This window comes from Pseudomonas sp. JY-Q (assembly GCF_001655295.1).
In the GTDB taxonomy this organism is placed as follows: domain Bacteria; phylum Pseudomonadota; class Gammaproteobacteria; order Pseudomonadales; family Pseudomonadaceae; genus Aquipseudomonas; species Aquipseudomonas alloputida.
On record NZ_CP011525.1, the window covers coordinates 45873 to 64946 of the forward strand.

Consider the following 19074-nt stretch of genomic DNA (forward strand, 5'->3'; position numbering starts at 1 on the left):
CTGCATATTGCACTGGCTTTTTGCGGCGGGGTGCGATGTTAACCTGAGTACGCCCATGCAACGTGGGTGTTCCCGGATTCAATACAGTATGTACTTGCTGCTCGCTCAGGTTTGCCTCGGCAGAGGAGCGGTCTGCCCAGGCATTCACAAGACGAGAAAAGGAGTATCACGCCATGCATGCCATCAGCTTCATCCAGGACCTGGCAGTCATCATGCTGGTCGCTGGCGTGGTCACCATTCTTTTTCACCGTTTCAAGCAGCCGGTGGTGCTGGGCTACATTGTCGCCGGCTTCATCATTGGCCCGCACACTCCGCCGTTCGGCCTGATTCATGACGAAGACACCATCAAGACCCTCGCCGAACTGGGGGTGATCTTCCTGATGTTCTGCCTGGGGCTCGAGTTCAGCTTGCGCAAGCTGTTCAAGGTTGGTGCCACGGCGTTTATCGCAGCGTTCCTGGAAATCGTCCTGATGATCTGGATCGGTTTCGAGATTGGCCGCTGGTTTGGCTGGAGCACCATGGATTCACTGTTCCTGGGCGCCATCCTGGCCATTTCCTCCACCACCATCATCGTCAAGGCGCTCAACGACTTGAAGATGAAGAACGAGCGCTTTGCCCAGCTGATCTTCGGCGTGCTGATCGTCGAGGACATTCTGGGTATCGGTATCATTGCCCTGCTGTCGGGCATCGCGGTCAGCGGCACGGTCAGCTCGGGCGAAGTGTTCTCCACTGTCGGCAAGCTGTCGCTGTTCATGATCGTCGCCTTGGTCATCGGTATTTTGCTGGTACCGCGGTTACTGGCCTATGTCGCCAAGTTCGAAAGCAACGAAATGTTGCTGATCACTGTTCTGGGCCTGTGTTTCGGCTTCTGCCTGCTGGTTGTGAAGCTGGAGTACAGCATGGTGCTAGGCGCTTTCCTGATTGGCGCAATCATGGCCGAATCACGCCAGTTGCTGAAGATCGAACGCCTGATCGAGCCTGTACGCGACCTGTTCAGTGCCATCTTCTTCGTCGCCATCGGCCTGATGATCGACCCTCAGGTACTGATCGACTATGCCTGGCCTATCGTTGTCATCACCCTGGCGGTGGTGCTGGGCAAAATGCTGTCTTGCGGCATGGGGGCGTTCATAGCCGGCAATGACGGGCGTACGTCTTTGCGTGTGGGCATGGGGCTTTCGCAGATTGGCGAGTTCTCCTTCATCATTGCCGCGCTGGGCATGACCCTGCAGGTGACCAGCGACTTCCTTTACCCGGTGGCGGTCGCAGTATCGGCAATCACTACGCTGCTGACGCCCTACCTCATCCGCGCGGCTGACCCGTTGTCGCAGAAACTGGGCAATGTGGTGCCCGCCCGCCTCGCACGCGTGTTGTCGTTGTATGGCGAGTGGTTACGCAACATCCAGCCCCAGGGCGAGAGTGCCATGCTGGCGGCGATGATCCGGCGCATCCTGTTGCAGGTGGGGGTGAACCTGGCGCTGGTGATCGCCATTTTCTTCAGTGGCGGCTACTTTGCAGGGCGTATCGGCAATTGGCTCAGCGAGTGGGTCAGCGATGTCAGCCAGCAGAAGGCCGTCATATGGGGGGCTGCTTTGTTGCTGTCACTGCCATTCCTGATCGCTGCGTACCGCAAGCTAAAGGCACTCTCGATGCTGCTGGCAGAGATGGGCGTGAAGCCGGAAATGGCCGGGCGACATACCCAGCGCGTGCGCCGTGTGATCGCCGAAGTGATCCCGCTGTTGTCGTTGCTGGTGATTTTCCTGCTGCTGTCGGCATTGTCCGCCAGCATTCTGCCCACCAGCGAATTGCTGCTGGTGATTGCCGTGGTAGCTGCGGTGGTGGTGGCGTTGTTGTGGCGCTGGTTTATCCGCGTGCACACGCGCATGCAGATCGCGTTGCTGGAGACGCTGGAGAACAGTCGCGAGAACTCGCACTGAGGGGGTTACGCCCTGGGCAAGGTATCTCGCCCGCCCGAGGAGATGGGATTATAGCGATGTCGCCAGGCGCAAAAAGCCTGGCGATTTTAACGACCTTGAGGCGCTGAGACGTCATTGTTACTGACTCAGATCGCGAGCTTCTCTATAGGTGCTAGCGATCAGCTCTCCAGCCAAACATCTCGCGCCCAGTGCCACACCGATTCCCAACTGTCTTCGCCGACAATTTCCTCTTCGGCATCCCACAGCACCACGGTGCCGTCCTCTTCGACGCAATAGTAATTGTCGCCGTCCTGGCACAGCGGAATCAGGTCACGCGGTACGCCGGCATCCCAGGCGTTGGAGGCCACATCTGGCAGGTAGGTGTGCGACTGCGGATCAGTGACGGTAACAGGCTCAAGGGAGCCGTAAACCACATCACTTACGGTCAGCAGAAACTCTTTGAACACGAATGGAATATTGATGAACAGCTGTTCTTCGATCTCTACCAGCTGGTCTTCATCGGGAAGCTCCAGGGGCACTGGTACTGGCTCATTCGCTTCACGGAGTTGTTCGATCACTTCTTCCACGGTTCACTTCCTCTGACCTAGATGACAACGCTGCGCCTTATACCCTAGTAGCCCACTTTGGCAAAAGCAAAAACCCCGGGCAAGCCCGGGGTTCTCTGTTTAGCACGCAGCGATTAGCCGTTTTGACGGATACCGGCTACCAGCCAAGGCTGGTTCTCGCCTTGGGCGCGAACCATGTGCCAGCTTTCGCTGAACACTTCGCCCTGGTCGAAGCGCGAATTCTTCGACACGCCACGGAAGGTCAGGGTCGCGTCGGTGCGGTCGGCGCGGTCATCGACACCGTCCAGTTGCACTTCCAGGTTATCGATGTAGGTAGACTGGAAGCCATCACCCAGTTCAGCACGCTCACGCTTGAGGAACTCAAGCATTTGCGGGGTAACGAACTCGCTGATCTTGTCCATTTCATTGGCATCCCAGTGCTGCTGCAGCGACTGGAAGTGGTTACGGGCTGCCGCCAGGAAGCTCTGCTCGTTGAACCAGGCCGGGGCGTTGATCACCGGTGCGGCTGCGGCAGCAGGTGCGGCCGAACCACCGAAAATCGAAGGCTGGGCAGGCTGCGCGTGAGCCTCACGCTGCATCGGCGCATGGCCTGGCATGGCCATTTGTGGCTGCTGCTGGCGGCGGCGCGCGGCGATGAAGCGGAACACGAGGAAGGCGATGAGCGCCACGATCAGGAAGTCCATGATCTGGAAGCCTTCGAAACCGTCGCCCATGAACATGGAAGCCAGCAGGCCACCGGCGGCGAGGCCGGCCAGTGGGCCCAACCAGCGCGAAGCACCGCTGGCGGCAGCCGGTGCACGGCCAGGTGCGGTCGGCGCGGCAGCAGGCGTGGTTGGCGTAGCCTGGCGGGTCTGGTGGATAGGCGCGGAGCCCGAGCTCTTGCCGCCGCCGAAACGCTTGGCGCTGGCGTCCAGGCTCAGCGTCAGGCCGACGCAGAGCGCCAGTGCGATGCTAAGAAAACGTTGCATAAGTGGGATATCCCCTGTTGTGGATTGCACGCGCGTCATGGTGCACAGGTTCCCGGGCACATGACCAGCGACATAGTGTTTCGAGCTTTTGCCTGATGTTACAAAGTTGGCAGGCCCGACCCTTGTGGGCTTTAGACAGCCTCGAGCTTGGCATACCCCAGCATCAGCCATTTGCTACCTTCGGCAAAATTCACCTGCACCCGCGCCTGAGCGCCAGAACCCTCGAAGTTGAGGATTACGCCTTCGCCGAATACCGCATGCTGCACACGCTGGCCAAGGTTGAACGCGGTCTGCGGAATGCTGGCATTGGCGAACAGGTTGCTGTTGGTGGCCGTCTTGGCCCCGCCGAACGGGCGGCTGACACTGTTGGACAGGCGTACTTCCTGAACCAGGCCGGCCGGAATTTCACGCACGAATCGCGACACCTTGTTATACGTCTCGCTGCCATAAAGGCGGCGTGTTTCGGCGTAGGTCATGACCAGCTGGCGCATGGCGCGGGTGATGCCTACATAGGCCAGGCGTCGTTCCTCTTCCAGGCGGCCGGGTTCTTCCAGGCTCATCTTGTGCGGGAACAAGCCTTCTTCCATGCCCACCAGGAACACATAGGGGAACTCCAGGCCTTTGGCGCTGTGCAGGGTCATCAGCTGGATGCTGTCTTCATGCTCGTCAGCCTGAGTATCGCCAGCTTCGAGTGAGGCGTGGCCAAGGAAGGCCGAGAGCGGGGACAGGTCGGCGTCTTCGTCGGTGGACTCGAAGTTGCGTGCCGCACTGACCAGTTCCTCAAGGTTTTCTACCCGTGCCTGGCCCTTTTCACCTTTTTCCTCCTGGTGATAGGTGATCAGGCCGGACTGTTCGATGGTGGTCTGGGTCATGGTATGCAGCGGCATGTCCACAACCTTGGCGGCCAGCCCCTCGATCAGCTCGATAAAGGCCCCCAGGGCACTGGCGGCGCGGCCCTTCAGGGCCTTGGCGGCGAGCAGCTGGCACATGGCCTCCCACATGGACAGCTGGCTGTGGCGGGCGTGCTCGCGGATGGCTTCGACGGTTTTTTCGCCAATACCGCGCGGCGGCACGTTGATCACCCGCTCCAGAGCGGCATCGTTGCCACGCCCTTCGATCAGGCGCAGGTAAGCCATGGCATTCTTGATTTCGGCGCGCTCGAAGAAGCGCTGGCCGCCATAGATGCGGTAGGGGATGCGCTCGCGCAGCAGGGCCTCTTCCAGCACGCGCGACTGGGCGTTGGAGCGGTACAGGATGGCGATCTCGTTGCGCGCATTGCCCTGCTTGACCAGGCTCTCGATGGTTTCCACGACATAGCGCGCTTCGTCGTGCTCGTTGTAGGCCGCGTACAGGGTCAGTGGTTCGCCTTCGCCCATGTCGGTCCACAGTTCCTTGCCCAGGCGCCCGCTGTTGTTGGCGATCAGCGCGTTGGCCGCCTTGAGGATGCCGCCGGTGGAGCGGTAGTTCTGCTCCAGGCGGATCATTTCGGCGTCGGGGAAGTCGGCGGTGTACTGGTGAATGTTTTCGATCTTGGCGCCGCGCCAGCCGTAGATCGACTGGTCGTCATCGCCTACCGCCATCAGGCTGTCGCCACCGCGTGCCAGCAGGCGCAACCAGGCGTACTGCACGGCGTTGGTATCCTGGAACTCGTCCACCAGCACGTGGCGGAAGCGTCGTTGATAGTGCTCCAGCAGGCCCGGATGGTCACGCCACAGGTCCAGGGCGCGAAGCAGCAGCTCGGAGAAATCGATGACACCGGCGCGCTCGCACGCCTGCTCGTAGGCCGTATAGACCTCGCGCATGGTCGCCAGGAACAGGTCGCCCCCCGCCTGGATGTGCTGCGGGCGCAGGCCTTCGTCCTTCTGCCCATTGATGAACCACTGGGCCTGGCGTGCCGGCCACTTCTGCTCGTCCAGGCCCAACTCGCGCATGACCCGCTTGATCAGGCGCTGCTGGTCGTCGCTGTCGAGGATCTGGAAGTTCTGCACCAGCCGCGCTTCCTGCCAGTGGGCCCGCAACAGGCGATGGGCCAGGCCGTGGAAGGTGCCGACCCACATGCCTGCCGGGTTGATGCCCAACAGTTGCTCGATCCGCTGGCGCATTTCTGCTGCGGCCTTGTTGGTGAACGTCACCGACAGGATCGAGTGCGGTGATGCCTGCTCGACCTGGATCAGCCAGGCGATGCGGTGTACCAGCACGCGGGTTTTACCGGAACCGGCGCCGGCAAGCACCAGTTGACGCCCGAGCGTGGCCGCTACGGCCTGGCGTTGGGCATCGTTGAGGGAATTCAGCAGGAGAGAGAGGTCGTCTGTGCGCATCGGGCCATTCTAGGGCGATGCCGGGTAAGGGGCAAATATCTACTGTATGAATATTCACCTGGCGGCATCCCGCTCATCGGTCCGGGGCCAGGTCACGGCCTGCGCAAGCTGGCTGAGGCATCGTTAGTCGAAGGCCTTCACGTTATGGATTTCGCACCTTCGAATTTCATCTGCTGCTGTTTCAGATTAAAGGTCGCGCCATCGCGCAGGTCATTCAGCCATGCCAGTGCCTGCCATGCCTGGCGAGCAGGCTGTTGGCTTGCTCGGGCCCGAAACTGCCAGCCGGGTAGGGGCGGGGCGCCTGGAAGTGCTCTTCACAGCCCTTGATGATTGGATCTACCCAAGCCCAGGCTGCTTCCACTTCATCGCGGCGCATGAACAGCGTCGAATCACCTTCGAGCACATCCAGCAGCAGACGCTCGTAGGCTTCCCAGCGGCGAGTCTGGCTGAACACCTGGGCCAGATTAAGGTCCAGGTCCACGGGTTCCAGGCGCATGCCTTTGCCTGGGCTCTTGGTCATCATGCGAAGGCTGATGCGTTCGTCCGGTTGCAGCTGTATCAGTAACTGGTTGACCTGGCCGCCGCTGAACAGTTCGTGAGGCACTGGCTTGAACTGGATGACGATCTGCGAAGCGCGCCGCGCCATGCGTTTGCCGGTGCGCAGATAGAAAGGCACGCCCGCCCAGCGCCAGTTGTCGATGTGCGCCTCGATGGCAACGAAAGTTTCGGTATCGCTGTCGTTGTCGACGTCCTTTTCAAAGTAGTAGGCCGGCACTTCCTGGCCGCCGATACGCCCGGCACCATACTGGCCACGTACCGTCTTGTCCTGCACATCCTGGCCGGTGATTGGCTTGAGGGCGCGCAGGATTTTCACCTTTTCGTCGCGTACCGCTTCTGCCTCGAATTGCGCGGGTGGCTCCATGGCCACCAGGCAAAGCAGTTGCAGCAGGTGGTTCTGCAGCATGTCGCGAATAGCCCCGGCGCGATCGTAGTAGGCACCGCGGTTTTCTACGCCCAGTGTCTCGCAAACGCTGATCTGTACATGGTCGACCTGGTTGTTGCGCCATACCGGCTCCAGCAGGGCATTGGCAAAACGCAGGGCCATCAGGTTCTGCACGGTTTCCTTGCCCAGGTAGTGGTCGATGCGGAACACCTGTCTTTCTTCGAACACCGTGCCAATGGCTTCATTGATGGCAGTGGCGGATTCCAGGGAATGGCCGATCGGTTTTTCCAGCACGATGCGCGCTTCGGTGTCGGCCAGCCCGGCAATGCGCAGGTGGTTGGCAATTGGCACGAACAGGTTGGGGGCGGTGGCCAGGTAGAAGATGCGCGTCAGCCCGCCGGGTTCACCCAGGTAGCGTGCCAGGCGGCCAAAATCGGCGCTCTGTGAAGCATCCATCGGGAAGTAGTCGACCCGCGCGGAAAACCGCTGCCACACCTCTTCGTCGAAGTCGCTGCGGGCAATCTGCGCCCGACAATGGCGTTCGGCGAGCTTGAGATAGTCGATGCGTGGCAGGTTGCGTCTGGCCAGTGCGATGACCCGCACGGCAGGGTTCAGACGGGCCTCGCGAAACAGGTGGTAGAGCGCCGGAAGTAATTTGTGCAGGGCCAGATCACCGGTGCCGCCGAAGACCAGAATGTCGCAAGGAATAGTCAAACCACCACTCTCCACGTTCGTTTAACTGGGCGGGTTGGCGTCCATGTAGTATAACTACAAGAAAGCTACAACCCGGCACGCCGATCATAACCGAGTCCAGCCTGTGAATCTGTTGCAACATATCGCCCAATCGCGCCACCTGCTGCGCAAATCGGAACTGAAAGTGGCCGACCACGTGCTGCTCGACCCGGCTGCCGTCATGCACAGCTCCATGGCCGATTTGGCGCACAGCGTGGGTATCAGTGAGCCGACCATCGTGCGTTTCTGCCGGGCCATTGGCTGCTCGGGCTTCCAGGACCTGAAGCTGAAGCTGGCGCAAAGCCTGGCTGCCGGGGCCAGCTTCGGTCAGTTCGCCATCCACGAAGACGATTCGGTCGCCGACTACAGTCTGAAGATCTTCGACACCACCCTGCACACCCTGATGGAAGTGCGCGAGCACCTTGATCCGCAGGCACTGCAACAAGCCGTGAGCGCCATGGCCCAGGCGCAACGGGTAGAGTTTTATGGCTTTGGCGCTTCCGGTGCCGTTGCGGCCGATGCCCAGCACAAGTTCTTCCGCCTGCTGCTCAGCGCGGCAGCGTATTCCGACCCCCACATGCAAGCGATGTCGGCGGTTACCCTGAAACCGGGTGATGTGGCGGTGTGTATTTCCCAATCGGGCCGTTCCAAGGACCTGCTGATCACTGCCAACCTGGTCCGTGAGAGCGGCGCCAACCTGATTACCCTGTGCCCCAGCCAGACGCCGCTGGCCGAGCTATCGACGGTCAACCTGGCGATCGACGTGCATGAAGACACCGAGATCTACACCCCACTGACCTCGCGTATTGCCCACCTGGTGGTGATCGACGTGCTGGCCATGGGCGTTGCCATGGCGCGCGGGCCTAGCCTGGTCAACCACCTGAAGAGCGTGAAACGCAGCCTGCGCAGCTTGCGTCTGTCGCCCAAGTCGATCAAGGCTACCGACGACTGAATTCAACCTGCACTGGCCTCTTCGCGGGCTTGCCCGCTCCCACAGGTACTGTGCTCCTCTATAAATCGGTGCAATTCCTGTGGGAGCGGGTAAGCCCGCGAAGAGGCCGGTACAGGCAGTGAAAATTCACGATTCTGTCACCATTCCACCGCCAAACGGTAAACCATCAAGGCCAGTCTGAAACTCCCGCATACTATCTGGGAGACAGGCAATGGCTCGTGACTTCGACGGTACGTACCAACCCAACGCCAAGGCTCGCAAGCAGCAGGAAAAAGATCAGCGTCGCATGGAATACCGCCGCGCGATCGAGAGCTATTGCGACCAACGTCAACTGCTCCGCGACCTGGCGGACTACCCCGAGCTGCAAGCACTCACGGTATGGCAGTCGTCGGCGGCAGTTTCCCCGAAAAACGTTCAACAAGCGCGCTGATCAATGCACGTTCACCGCGGATGAATGCAAGAAACGCCAAGGCCACCGGCGACTGCCGCTTGGCCTTGGCCTGCACCACGCACCAGCTACGGTACAGCGGTAGCTCCTCGACCGGTAATTCCTTCAGCATCCCGGTGGCCAGCTCCAGGTTGACTGCGTGACGGGTCAACAGGGCGATCCCCAGCCCGGCGATCACGCATTCGCGCTGGGCGTCGGCCGAGGCTACTTCAAGCGTTTGGGCGAAATGCACACGCTTGTCCTTGAAGTACTCTTCGCACGCCTTGCGTGTTCCCGAACCTTGCTCGCGGACCAGCAGCGTATGAGGCTCCAGGTCCTGCATGCGCAACTGGTCCAGCTTGCACAGCGGGTGCTGTGGCGGCGCAACCGCAACGATCGGGTTGTTGAGGAACGGCAGAAACTCCAGGCCCATGTCTTGCGGCACCATCGACATGATGATCAGGTCGTCGCGGTTATCGGAAAGGCGGCGGATGGCTTGGGCACGGTTGACTACCGTCAGGGTCAGGTTGACTTCCGGGTGACGCTGCTTGAAGGCGGCGAACAGGTGTGGCACGAAGTACTTGGCACTGGACTCGATCGCCAGTTTCAACTGACCCTGCAGTGAGCCCTGCATGTCCGACAGCTGCATGTCCAGGCTCTCCAGGCGCCCGAAGATATCGTGGCTGGCGCGCTGCAGGGCCTCGGCCGCCTCGGTCAGGTAGAGCTTCTTGCCCACGTACTCGAACAATGGCTGACCGATCAGCTCTTCAAGCTGACGGATCTGTAGACTAACGGCGGGTTGCGTCAGCGCCATCTCCTCCGCAGCACGGCTGTACGACCGCAAATCGCACACCTCATTGAAGATCTGGAGTTGACGCAATGTCATACGCATCAAGGACTTACGCATTTTAATCTGCTCTTCGGCAACACCTTGTTACCCAACTATAAGCTTTTGCTAATACAGCCTCTAACAAATATTGATTTTTGTTTATCGACCTACAGCGCTAGGGTGAATACGCGACTGGCCAGCATCGTCTGGTCACGCGCCGACCGGTAGAACCGGCTCGACTGTTCCTACGGCTTTGGGAAGACTCCAGTGATAAAAAAAATCCTGATCGCCAACCGAGGTGAAATCGCAGTTCGGATCGTGCGTGCTTGCGCCGAGATGGGCATTCGCTCGGTAGCGATCTTTTCCGACGCCGACCGGCATGCCTTGCACGTCAAGCGCGCTGACGAAGCACACAGCATCGGTGCCGAGCCGCTGGCCGGTTACCTCAACCCGCGCAAGCTGGTGAACCTGGCTGTGGAAACCGGCTGTGATGCCCTGCACCCGGGCTATGGTTTCCTTTCGGAAAACGCTGAACTGGCAGAAATTTGCGCCGAGCGCGGGATCAAGTTCATCGGCCCGGCCGCCGACGTGATTCGCCGTATGGGCGACAAGACCGAAGCGCGCCGCACCATGATCGCCGCCGGTGTGCCGGTAACCCCGGGCACCGAAGGCAACGTTGCCGATATTCATGAAGCCCTGAGCGAAGGTGATCGCATCGGTTATCCGGTGATGCTCAAGGCTACCTCCGGTGGTGGCGGCCGTGGTATTCGCCGTTGCAATAGCCGCGAAGAACTGGAACAGAACTTCCCGCGGGTCATTTCCGAGGCGACCAAGGCATTCGGTTCGGCCGAAGTGTTCCTGGAGAAATGCATCGTCAACCCGAAGCACATCGAGGCGCAAATTCTCGGTGACAGCTTCGGTAACGTAGTGCACCTGTTCGAGCGCGACTGCTCTATCCAGCGTCGTAACCAGAAGCTCATCGAAATTGCCCCGAGCCCACAGCTCACTCCTGAGCAGCGCGCCTACATCGGCGACCTGGCGGTGCGTGCGGCCAAAGCGGTGAATTACGAGAACGCCGGTACCGTGGAGTTCCTGCTCGCCGATGGCGAAGTGTACTTCATGGAAATGAACACCCGGGTGCAGGTGGAACACACCATTACCGAGGAAATCACCGGTATCGACATCGTTCGTGAGCAGATCCGCATCGCCTCGGGGCTGCCACTGTCGGTCAAGCAGGAAGACATTCAGCACCGCGGCTACGCCTTGCAGTTCCGTATCAATGCTGAAGACCCGAAAAACAACTTCCTGCCCAGCTTCGGCAAGATCACCCGTTACTACGCCCCCGGCGGCCCGGGCGTGCGCACCGACACGGCGATCTACACCGGCTATACCATTCCACCGTTCTACGACTCCATGTGCCTGAAACTGGTGGTGTGGGCGTTGACCTGGGAAGAAGCCATGGACCGCGGCCTGCGGGCCCTGGACGACATGCGCGTGCAAGGGGTGAAGACCACCGCCGCGTACTACCAGGAAATCCTGCGCAATCCGGAATTCCGTAGCGGCCAGTTCAATACCAGCTTTGTCGAAAGCCACCCTGAATTGACCAACTACTCGATCAAGCGCAAACCCGAAGAGCTGGCCTTGGCCATCGCCGCCGCCATCGCCGCCCACGCAGGCCTGTGAGGAACCCTATAATGTCCAAGAAAATTCACGTAACCGACACGATCCTGCGCGACGCTCACCAGTCCCTGCTGGCTACCCGCATGCGTACCGAAGACATGCTGCCGATCTGCGATAAGCTCGACAAGGTTGGCTACTGGTCGCTGGAAGTCTGGGGTGGTGCCACCTTCGACGCCTGCGTGCGCTTCCTCAAGGAAGACCCGTGGGAGCGCCTGCGCAAGCTGCGCGCAGCGCTGCCAAACACCCGCCTGCAAATGCTGCTGCGCGGCCAGAACCTGTTGGGCTACCGCCACTACAGCGACGACGTGGTCAAGGCCTTCGTCGCCAAGGCGGCGGTCAACGGCATCGATGTGTTCCGCATTTTCGACGCCATGAACGACGTGCGTAACCTGCGCGTGGCCATCGAAGCGGTCAAGGCCGCCGGCAAGCACGCCCAGGGCACTATCGCTTACACCACCAGCCCGGTACACACCATCGAAGCCTTCGTGAACCAGGCCAAGCAGATGGAAGCCATGGGTTGCGACTCGGTGGCGATCAAGGACATGGCTGGCCTGTTGACCCCGTTCGCCACTGGCGAGCTGGTCAAGGCGCTGAAGGCTGAACAGTCGCTGCCGGTGTTCATCCACTCTCACGATACCGCCGGCCTGGCTGCCATGTGCCAGCTCAAAGCTGTGGAAAATGGCGCGGACCACATCGATACCGCCATCTCCAGCTTCGCCTGGGGCACCAGCCATCCGGGTACCGAGTCGATGGTTGCTGCGCTCAAGGGCAGCGAGTTCGACACCGGCCTGGACCTGGAGCTTCTGCAGGAGATCGGCTTGTACTTCTACGCCGTGCGCAAGAAGTACCACCAGTTCGAAAGCGAGTTCACCGCGGTGGACACCCGGGTGCAGGTGAACCAGGTACCGGGCGGCATGATTTCCAACCTGGCCAACCAGCTCAAGGAGCAGGGCGCCCTCAACCGCATGAACGAAGTGCTGGCCGAAATCCCGCGTGTGCGTGAAGACCTCGGCTTCCCGCCGCTGGTCACCCCGACCTCGCAGATCGTCGGCACCCAGGCCTTCTTCAACGTGCTGGCGGGTGAGCGCTACAAGACCATCACCAATGAGGTGAAGCTGTACCTGCAAGGTGGCTATGGCAAGGCTCCGGGTGTGGTCAACGAGCAACTGCGTCGCCAGGCTATCGGCAGCGAAGAAGTGATCGATGTGCGCCCGGCTGACCTGCTGAAGCCGGAAATGGCCAAGTTGCGTAGCGACATCGGTGCCCTGGCCCGTTGCGAAGAAGACGTGCTGACCTTTGCCATGTTCCCGGACATTGGCCGCAAGTTCCTCGAAGAACGCGAAGCTGGCACCTTGACGCCTGAAGTTCTGCTGCCGATTCCGGAAGCCGGTGCCGTGGCTGCCCCAGGCGGTGAAGGCGTGCCGACCGAGTTCGTCATCGACGTACACGGCGAAACCTACCGCGTCGACATCACCGGTGTGGGCGTGAAGGCCGAAGGCAAGCGTCACTTCTATCTGTCGATCGACGGCATGCCGGAGGAAGTGGTCTTCGAGCCACTCAACGAGTTCGTCAGCGGTGGCGGCAGCAAGCGCAAGCAGGCTACTGACCCTGGCCACGTAAGCACCACCATGCCGGGGAACATCGTTGATGTGCTGGTCAAGGAAGGTGACATGGTCAAGGCCGGCCAGGCGGTCTTGATCACCGAAGCCATGAAGATGGAAACCGAAGTGCAGGCGGCCATCGCAGGCAAGGTCGTGGCCATCCATGTGGCCAAGGGTGATCGCGTGACGCCAGGTGAGATCCTGATCGAGATCGAGGGCTGATTTAAGCCCTCATCTACAACTGGTTAACCTCTGGGGGGCGGATGCTCCCCTTTTTTTGTGCCGGAATCACTAGCCTCTGCGCGGGTAGACCCGAACCTCACAACGCGCATCCCTGTAGGGGCGGTTCACCCGCGAAGAGGCCAGCTGATTCAGCACACCGCTCAACCTCTGCGGCACACCTCAAGGCTTTCCACCTGGCCACCCGGCTGCTGGTTCTCTTCACTCAACCACCGCTCAAACCCGGCAGCCACCGCCGGCCATTCATCATCGGTAATCGAATACCACGCCGTATCGCGGTTATGGTCTTTCACCACCAAGTGCTTGCGGAACACCCCTTCGTAGACGAAGCCGAATCGCTCTGCCGCACGTTTGGAACGGGCATTGGCGTTATTGCACTTCCACTCCAGCCGTCGATTACCCAGCGCGAAGCCCAGCTTGCCCAGCAGGTACACCGCCTCGGTACCCTTGGGCGTACGCTGCATGGCGGCGCCGAAGGCAATGTGGCCGATCTCGATCCGGCCGTGGTCAGGCACGATCGACATCAGGCTGAGGATGCCTTGGGCCTGGCCGCTGGCGCGGTCGATGACGGTGTAGAAAAGCGGGTCGCGGCCAGCAGCGTTGCCTTCCAGCCAGCGGTCAAAGGCGGCACGTTCGGCGAACGGGCCGTACGGCAGGTAGTCCCACAGCACCGGATCGGAGGCCGGACCCTGCAGCACTTCCCAGAGGTCTTCGCCATGGCGCCCTGGATCGAGCTTCTCCAGGCGGATGAAGCGGCCTTCAATGGGCTCGGCCTTGGGGGTTGCGGCGGGTTTCCAGTTCAATGCGTCTGTCATGTTCGGCCTACAAGCCTTTGCGGAATTGGATGAAGCCCGAGCGCTCGGCAACCTGCTGGTACAGGCTGATGGCGGTGGCGTTGGTTTCGTGGGTCAGCCAGTGCACCTTGATGCAGTTGTCGGCTTTGGCAGTGGTGTAGACGTGCTCGATCAACTGTCGACCAATGCCCAGGCCACGTTGCGTGCTGTCCACATACAGGTCCTGCAGGTAGCAGGAATTCTCGATGCTCCAGTTGGAACGATGGTAGATGAAGTTGACCATCCCCACCGCCTTGCCGTCGACCCAGGCCAGTGCCGAATGGGTTGGCTCGCTGGGGTCGAGCAGGCGTTGCCAGGTGCTCAGGCTGACGGCATCGGCCAGCTCGGTCTCGTAGAAGTGCAAGTAGGCCTGCCACAGGGCGTGCCAGGCCGCGTGATCTTGGGCAGTGACAGGGCGCAGGGTAAGGTTGGGCATGGGCTATTCCTTCAGAGTTGGCGCATGTGCGCCGCGAGTTGATTGTCCCGTTGATCGGGGCTGGCGCTCAGGCCCTCGCGCACGCCATCGATGTCGTGCCCGGAGCGGTTCTGGCTGAGCTTGCGCGCACCTTGCAGGCGCGCGATGGGCAGACGGATACCGACGATGGCGCGGAGCATGCCCTCGATGTAGTCGGCAGGGGCATCGGTGACTTTCCAGGGTTCGCTGCGACCCTGTTCGTGGCGGTCGGTCAGGCGGCTTACGATAGCCAGTAGCGGCTCGGCCTCATGGATAACTTCGGCCGGGCCATAAGCGTGCACCGCCAGGTAGTTCCAGGTCGGCACCACCTTTGGGTTTTCGGCCTTGCTCGGGTAAAAGCCGGGGCTGACATAGGCATCGGCGCCGGGGAATACCAACAGTGCTTCGCCGCCGTGTTGAAGGTCTTGCCATTGGCGGTTGGCCCGGGCCAGGTGGGCATACACAGTGCCGAAATCGCCCTCGGCGGTATCGACCAGCACCGGTAGGTGCGTGGCCAGAAGGCCCTGTTCGCCCTGGCTGACCAGAACGGCCAGGCGGGTGTCTAGCATGTGCTGGTGTAAGCGGGTGAGGTCGTGTTCCTGGTGCGGCTTACTGTTGTACATGGCGGGATCCTTGTCGAATGGTTCCATCCTAGGCAGGCTATTGGTTCTGGGTAAGATCCATTAATGCCTGTTTTCATAGGTCCAATATCATGCGCGAGTCGTCCCTCATCTTGCCTTTCGACCCTGCCGGGATCGCCCTGGATCGCAGCCGCGGGCTTAGCCAGCAGCTGTATCAGGTGTTGCGAGCGCGGGTACTGGATGGGCGCCTGAGCAGTGGTACTCGCCTGCCGGCTACGCGCGACCTGGCTGCCATGTTGGCGCTTTCACGCAACAGCGTGGTGCGCGCCTACGATCAACTGTATGCCGAGGGCTTCATCGAAAGCCGGGTCGGTGATGGCACCTACGTTAGCCGGCTGCCAAAACTGTCCACACAAGTATCCACAGGGTTATCCCTGGGCTTATCAACAGGGTTATCCACATTTCGTGAAGAAAATACTGAGGATTTATCCAGCGGGAGGCTTTTCAGCGCACCTCTGCAGCGCCTGAAAAACAACCATTTGCCACCGCCCAGAAGCGGTGCGCCGCGTGCTTTTCGCGTTGGCATTCCGGCGTTTGACCTGTTCCCGTTTGACGTCTGGGCCAAGCTACAGGCGGGTTTCTGGCGCAACCCGTCCCCTGCGCAACTGGGTTATGGTGACCCCGCTGGCGAGCCGGCTTTGCGCGAACTGATAGCGGCCTATCTACGCCGCTCGCGGGGGCTGAGCTGTACGGCTGAACAAATTGTGATCACAAGCGGTGCGCAGCAGGCCATCAGCCTTTGTGCACAGTTGCTGCTGCAACCGGGCGACGGTGTGGCTGTGGAAAACCCAGGCTATCGGGCGGCCGCTCATGCTTTTACGCTCGCGGGCGGCCGGGTGTGTGGCGTGCCTGTGGATGAAGACGGGCTGGACTGCAGCCGGCTGGAACAATTGACGGATTGCCGACTGACCTATGTCACGCCTGCGCACCAATACCCGACCGGGGTGACCATGAGCCTTGCACGTCGCCTGGCATTGCTGGCCTGGGCTGAACGCAGTGACGGCTGGATCATCGAGGACGACTACGACGGCGAGTATCGCTACAGCGGTGCGCCGCTGGCCCCGCTGGCAGCGCTCGACCGGCACGGGCGGGTGCTGTATGTCGGCACCTTCGGCAAGATCGCCTTCCCGGCGTTGCGTCTGGGCTACCTGGTGCTTCCGTCGAAGCTGGTGCAGGCTTTCAGCCAAGGCAAAGCGTTGGCGGTGCGGCATTCGGAGGTCAGCAGCCAGTGCGTGATGGCCGAGTTCATGGCCCGTGGCCATTTTCAGCGGCATATCCGCCGTATGCGCAAGGCGGCATTGAAGCGGCGCGATGTGCTCAAGGCCGGTTGGCCTGTGGATATTCCGGGGTTGGGCGCAATGCCGGAAGTGGCGGCTGGGCTGCATGTGAAGGTCGATGTGGATAACTTTGCTCGGGAGCAGGAGTTGGTGGCCAAGGCTGAGGCGGTGGGGGTGGAAGTGACACCACTGAGCAATTTCTGGTTGGCGGACTGCGAGGTGCCTGTGGATAAGCGGGCAGGGCTGGTGCTGGGCTTTGCGGCAGTGCCGGAGGGCGAGATTGCCGAGGCCTTGATGAAACTACGCAAAGTCTGGAAAAAATGAGTGGGGCTGCAAAGCAGCCCCCGGTTCAACATCAGGTACCGGACTTTATCCGCGTCCAGGCGCGGGTCCTGGCCCGTTCGGCATCTCGCGTCAAAGGCTTGAGGGTATACAGCTTGGCCATCGCCTCTGCCGTCGGATACAGGTTGGGGTTGTTGCGAATCGTCGGATTCACCTTGTCGGTCGCATCCTTGTTCGGGTTCGGATACCCCACGAAGTCGCTGATCGGCGCAATCACCTCTGGCCGCAGCAGGTAATTGATGAACGTATGCGCATCCTCCGGGTTCGCAGCGCCCTTTGGAATCGCCAGCATGTCGAACCAGATCGGCGCGCCTTCCTTGGGCAGGCGCATGTCCACCACCACGCCGTTGTTTGCCTCACGGGCGCGGTTGGCTGCCTGCGAGAAGCTGCCGCTGTAGCCTACTGCCACACAGATGTCGCCATTGGCGATGTCTGCCATGTACTTCGAGGAGTGGAAGTAGGTGATATGCGGACGAATCTTCAGCATCAGCTCCTCGGCCTTCTTGTAGTCAGCCGGTTTGTCGCTGTTCGGCGGCAAGCCCAGGTACTGCAGGGCCAGCGGTAGAATCTCCGACGGCGAGTCGAGCAGGGCCACGCCGCACTGCTTGAGCTTGGCGATGTTCTCTTCCTTGAAGATCAGGTCCCAGCTGTCCACCGGCGCGTTGTCGCCGAGCGCAGCCTTGACCTTGGCCGGGTTGAAGCCGATCAGCACGGTGCCGTACATATACGGCACGGCAAACTTGTTGCCCGGGTCGTTAGCCTCGATCAGCTTCATCAGTGCCGGGTCCAGGTGTTGCCAGTTCGGCAGCTTGCTGCGATCCAGCGGCTGGAACACCCCGGCTTCGATCTGCTTGGCGAGGAACACGTTGGACGGTACTACCACGTCATAGCCGGAGTTGCCGGTTAGCAGCTTGGCTTCCAGCGCCTCATTGGTGTCGAAGATGTCGTACACCAGCTTCACGCCGCTGTCCTTCTGGAAGGCAGTCAAGGTCTGCGGGGTGATGTAATCGAACCAGTTATATACACGCAGGGTTCGCTGCTCGGCTTGCGCATGCAGGGCGCCCGCGAACAGGGTGGCAGCGATGAACGGGGCGAGCAGACGTTTGAGTCGGACCATTATCGGGCTCCTGGCTGGGCGCGCTGGAAGCCTTCCAGCACATTGACCGCGTTGATGCCGATTTCCTCCACAGCGTAGCCGCCTTCCATCACGAACAGGGTCGGCTTGCCGAGTTGGCCGATGCGCTTGCCCATTTCCAGGTAGTCCGGGCTGTCCAGCTTGAACTGCGAGATGGGGTCGTCCTTGAAGGTGTCCACACCCAGTGAGATGACCAGCACGTCGGCGTCATAGCTGGCGATGCGCTTGCAGGCATCCTCCAGGGCTGCGCTCCAGGCGGCCCAGTCGCTACCGGCCGGCAAGGGGTAGTTGATGTTGTAGCCCTGGCCTGCGCCTTCGCCTGTTTCATCGGCATAGCCGAGGAAGAACGGGAATTCGTCCTGCGGGTCGCCGTGGATCGAGGCGAAGAACACGTCATCGCGGCTGTAGAAGATGTCCTGGGTACCGTTGCCGTGGTGGTAGTCGACGTCAAGAATGGCGACCTTGCGTCGGCCTTGGTCGAGGAAGGCCTGGGCAGCGATGGCGGCGTTATTCAGATAGCAGTAGCCGCCCATCACTTCGCCGGCAGCGTGGTGCCCTGGCGGACGGCAAAGGGCGAACGCCGCATGGGCGCCTTGCTGAATCGCTGCCTGGGCGGTCAGGGCAACTTGTGCAGCACTATAGGCCGCCTGCCAGGTACCCGCGGTGATGGGGGCGCCGGCATCGAAGCTGTAGTAACCCAGTTCGCCATGCAGGCCGGTCGGCTTGACCTGGCGCAGTGTGCGGGCTGGCCAGGTGAAGGGCAGCAGGTCACCCTCTTGGCCCAGTGCAGCCCAGCGCGCCCAGGCGCCTTCGAAGAAATCCAGGTAATCGGCGCTGTGGACGCGCAACAGCGGCGCACGGCCGAAGTCGGTCGGGCCCTGGATGTCGCCGAGGTTGCGTTTTTTCACTTGGTCGAGCACATGGTCGGCGCGCGAAGGCATTTCGAAACAGGGCATCAGCTTGCCATCGATCAGCTCGCAGCGGCCGTGGTGCAGGCGGTGGTCATCGGAATAGATCGTCAGCATTGTTGTTCTCCGGTGGGACTGGCGTGGGTCCATTGTCATGGGCTGATCAGCAGGGGAGAACGACGCAAACGGCCAAAAGGGGATCGATATGGCCAAGGTCTATGGCCAGATAGGTGGTGACCTATCCCAGCCTCGTCGCGGGTAAGGCAGCGGCGGCAACGGTGAACGGCCTTTGGA

Annotated in this window: 16 protein-coding genes; 6 read left to right on the forward strand and 10 right to left on the reverse strand. The window is 61.0% G+C overall.

Translation table 11 applies throughout. The annotated features are described in order from the left end of the window. Nucleotides 1–173: 173 nt before the first annotated feature. The gene (locus tag AA098_RS00205; protein WP_003253264.1) at nucleotides 174–1934 is read left to right on the forward strand and encodes a cation:proton antiporter; all 1761 of its coding nucleotides are present in this window, start codon (nucleotides 174–176) and stop codon (nucleotides 1932–1934) included. 158 nt (nucleotides 1935–2092) lie between these two features. On the opposite strand, the gene AA098_RS00210 is transcribed toward AA098_RS00205, so the two are convergent. The 4 genes from AA098_RS00210 to zwf all read right to left on the reverse strand — a co-directional run bounded on the left by AA098_RS00210 (nucleotide 2093) and on the right by zwf (nucleotide 7443). Then, entirely contained in the window at nucleotides 2093–2500 is a 408-nt protein-coding gene (locus AA098_RS00210; RefSeq protein ID WP_003253266.1) for an SMI1/KNR4 family protein, read from the reverse strand. 113 nt (nucleotides 2501–2613) lie between these two features. After that, nucleotides 2614–3468, reverse strand: a complete 855-nt coding sequence (locus AA098_RS00215; RefSeq protein WP_003253268.1) for a Tim44 domain-containing protein — start codon at nucleotides 3466–3468, stop codon at nucleotides 2614–2616. A 131-nt stretch (nucleotides 3469–3599) separates the two neighbouring features. After that, on the reverse strand, nucleotides 3600–5786 hold the full coding sequence (gene uvrD / locus AA098_RS00220) for a DNA helicase II (RefSeq protein WP_004575197.1): 2187 nt from the start codon (nucleotides 5784–5786) through the stop codon (nucleotides 3600–3602). Between the two features lie 214 nt (nucleotides 5787–6000). Continuing rightward, on the reverse strand, nucleotides 6001–7443 hold the full coding sequence (gene zwf, locus AA098_RS00225; RefSeq protein WP_003253271.1) for a glucose-6-phosphate dehydrogenase: 1443 nt from the start codon (nucleotides 7441–7443) through the stop codon (nucleotides 6001–6003). Between the two features lie 103 nt (nucleotides 7444–7546). Here zwf and hexR point away from each other — a divergent pair, with 103 nt between their 5' ends. Then, nucleotides 7547–8413 (forward strand): transcriptional regulator HexR, encoded by an 867-nt coding sequence (gene hexR, locus AA098_RS00230; protein ID WP_003253273.1) that lies wholly within the window; start codon nucleotides 7547–7549, stop codon nucleotides 8411–8413. A 211-nt stretch (nucleotides 8414–8624) separates the two neighbouring features. Further along, entirely contained in the window at nucleotides 8625–8843 is a 219-nt protein-coding gene (locus AA098_RS27690) for a PA3496 family putative envelope integrity protein (protein WP_003253275.1), read from the forward strand. Here the strand turns inward: AA098_RS27690 and AA098_RS00235 are convergent. Next, nucleotides 8785–9747, reverse strand: a complete 963-nt coding sequence (locus AA098_RS00235) for a LysR family transcriptional regulator (protein WP_003253277.1) — start codon at nucleotides 9745–9747, stop codon at nucleotides 8785–8787. The genes AA098_RS27690 and AA098_RS00235 overlap by 59 nt on opposite strands. A gap of 189 nt (nucleotides 9748–9936) precedes the next feature. Between AA098_RS00235 and AA098_RS00240 the strand changes: the two genes are divergently transcribed. Then, a complete protein-coding gene (locus AA098_RS00240) occupies nucleotides 9937–11352 on the forward strand; it encodes an acetyl-CoA carboxylase biotin carboxylase subunit (protein WP_003253279.1) in 1416 nt (471 codons plus the stop codon). Nucleotides 11353–11363: 11 nt separating this feature from the next. Beyond that, nucleotides 11364–13172, forward strand: a complete 1809-nt coding sequence (gene oadA / locus AA098_RS00245) for a sodium-extruding oxaloacetate decarboxylase subunit alpha (protein ID WP_003253282.1) — start codon at nucleotides 11364–11366, stop codon at nucleotides 13170–13172. A gap of 161 nt (nucleotides 13173–13333) precedes the next feature. Here the strand turns inward: oadA and AA098_RS00250 are convergent, their stop codons facing one another. From AA098_RS00250 to AA098_RS00260, 3 genes are read right to left on the reverse strand one after another with little or no spacing between them, the layout of a single operon-like run. Beyond that, nucleotides 13334–14005 (reverse strand): GNAT family N-acetyltransferase, encoded by a 672-nt coding sequence (locus tag AA098_RS00250; RefSeq protein WP_004575198.1) that lies wholly within the window; start codon nucleotides 14003–14005, stop codon nucleotides 13334–13336. 7 nt (nucleotides 14006–14012) lie between these two features. After that, nucleotides 14013–14459 carry a GNAT family N-acetyltransferase gene (locus AA098_RS00255; RefSeq protein WP_003253286.1) on the reverse strand — a complete coding sequence of 149 codons (447 nt, stop codon included), beginning with the start codon at nucleotides 14457–14459 and terminating at the stop codon, nucleotides 14013–14015. 11 nt (nucleotides 14460–14470) lie between these two features. Then, a complete protein-coding gene (locus AA098_RS00260) occupies nucleotides 14471–15100 on the reverse strand; it encodes an FMN-binding negative transcriptional regulator (protein WP_003253288.1) in 630 nt (209 codons plus the stop codon). A gap of 89 nt (nucleotides 15101–15189) precedes the next feature. Between AA098_RS00260 and AA098_RS00265 the strand changes: the two genes are divergently transcribed. After that, nucleotides 15190–16719: a PLP-dependent aminotransferase family protein gene (locus AA098_RS00265; RefSeq protein WP_064613727.1), complete on the forward strand. Its 1530-nt coding sequence runs from the start codon at nucleotides 15190–15192 to the stop codon at nucleotides 16717–16719. 31 nt (nucleotides 16720–16750) lie between these two features. Here the strand turns inward: AA098_RS00265 and AA098_RS00270 are convergent, their stop codons facing one another. Further along, the gene (locus tag AA098_RS00270) at nucleotides 16751–17854 is read right to left on the reverse strand and encodes a polyamine ABC transporter substrate-binding protein (RefSeq protein ID WP_003253292.1); all 1104 of its coding nucleotides are present in this window, start codon (nucleotides 17852–17854) and stop codon (nucleotides 16751–16753) included. Beyond that, nucleotides 17854–18897, reverse strand: a complete 1044-nt coding sequence (locus tag AA098_RS00275) for a histone deacetylase family protein (protein WP_004575200.1) — start codon at nucleotides 18895–18897, stop codon at nucleotides 17854–17856. The genes AA098_RS00270 and AA098_RS00275 overlap by 1 nt, the downstream gene beginning before the upstream one ends. Nucleotides 18898–19074 lie beyond the last annotated feature (177 nt).